Raw genomic sequence first — 1,614 nt, 5'->3', positions numbered from 1 at the left:
ATTTGCCCACGCACTCTTTAACGGATTGCAGTTCTGCTTTGCTCATGGCAAGAAGTGTTGTCGGCATGGTGGCTATTCCCTGCAAACGGTTCTTGAGCAGTTCCACACTTACCACTCCGTCCTTTATCAGAATATCCTGATAGGTCTTTTCTACAAGTTCCTTAAACTCGCCGATTCTTTGATTGGTTTTCTTGTCGGTTGTCATCCCTTGCCTACAGTTCCACTCGGAGGATTTGCACTGCTCGCCTGTGGTAATGGCGGTACTCTTTCCGTCTATGGTGATACGGCAGAGAATAGCGGTCTTGCCGTCTGCTTTTATTTTCTTTCTGTTGATGTAAAACAATATCTTAAATGTACTTCTCATAAAAAATCTTGGTTAAATGGTTAAACGCAAATCTTCAGTGAAAGAAAGGAAACGGTTAAACTCCTCAAAGAGTTTCTGCGGTGTAACCTTCGCATAACGTTCGGTCATACTTACGTTCGTATGTCCGAGCATCTTGCTCACCGTTTCAATAGGTACGCCCTGCTCCAATGTGATAAGTGTGGCAAAGGTATGCCTTGCAGTATGCGATGTAAATGGAAAAGAAATGCCTGCCTGTAATCGCAAGGCTTTAAGACAGGACTGATAAGTGGGATATTTGATGTAAGGGATCAGTGTTTCCCTTTCATCGCTGTGCATTTTCTGTATTAATCGAACTGCTTCCGGCAATAACTTGATACGACAAAGCACGCCCGTCTTCTGTCGGTTGAACTTTAACCAAAGGCTACCATTATCATCACGAACAAGATGCTTCTTGCTTAGCTCCATCAAATCACAATAAGCTGCACCGGTATAGCAAGCAAAGAGAAACACATCGCGAGCGGTTCCCATTTCCTCTTCCAACTCATCAAAGCAGATTGCCTTCAACTTGTCCAATGCTTCTTGGTCAAGTGCCTTGGGTACTTTCTTGTCTCCTCGTTCTATATGTACTTTGTCAAACAGAAGCGTATCAGCCAACCCCTCACGATAAGCCAGCCTACAGACGGTCTTCAAATCCGCAGCAACTCTGAAGAATGTGCTTTGCTGATGACCGAGTTCGCCAAGACAAAATGCTTGTAATTCGTAGATAAAGCTTTCTGTCAACTGCGAGAAAGCCAAATCCGAAACATGATACTTCCTCTGAATAAACTCCTGCAACCGTTTCCGGGTGGAATGATAGGCGGACATAGACTTTTCCTTGAGGTCTATACCGATATGGCTTTCTTTCTCCTTGATGAGCATATCCAACCTTTCGATGAGCATACATCGTGCCTGTACGCTGCCTTGAAACTGTTCTTTCACATTAGTTGCATCAAATGGCTGTCCTTTGGCAATCAACGACTGATAGGCAGATTGAATGGAAAGCAACAGGTTCTCCAACTTGCCGTTAATTTCCACCGCCTCACGGCTTTTGCCGTCCATCCTGCTCTCACGTGAATTCCATAAGTCAGGATTGCAGGAGAGTTTACAACTAAACTGAGCAATGGAACGCTCAATGGTAATACGCCCCATAATCGGAGCTCTCCCCGACTTGTCCAGACCGCTCTTTTTAAGGTAGAGCAACACCTTCATTTTCTCTGTTTTCATACGCTTTA

At 44.5% G+C, this 1,614-nt stretch carries 2 protein-coding genes; both read right to left on the bottom strand.

The annotated features are described in order from the left end of the window. The coding region (locus HMPREF2983_RS12760) for an Arm DNA-binding domain-containing protein (protein WP_246829413.1) at positions 1-364 on the bottom strand (364 nt) is incomplete at its 3' end. Between the two features lie 12 nt (positions 365-376). Further along, positions 377-1,606, bottom strand: a complete 1,230-nt coding sequence (locus tag HMPREF2983_RS12755) for a site-specific integrase (protein ID WP_070669060.1) — start codon at positions 1,604-1,606, stop codon at positions 377-379. Positions 1,607-1,614 lie beyond the last annotated feature (8 nt).

The organism is Prevotella sp. HMSC077E09 (assembly GCF_001814685.1).
GTDB classification, from domain to species: Bacteria; Bacteroidota; Bacteroidia; order Bacteroidales; family Bacteroidaceae; genus Prevotella; species Prevotella oris.
Note: the sequence above shows the minus strand (reverse complement) of the source record. Positions and strands in the feature narration are given on the sequence as shown.

Excerpts from the sequence above, each read along its gene's own strand:
- HMPREF2983_RS12755 (WP_070669060.1), bottom strand. The coding sequence starts at position 1,606 with ATGAAAACAGAGAAAATGAAGGTGTTGCTCTACCTTAAAAAGAGCGGT.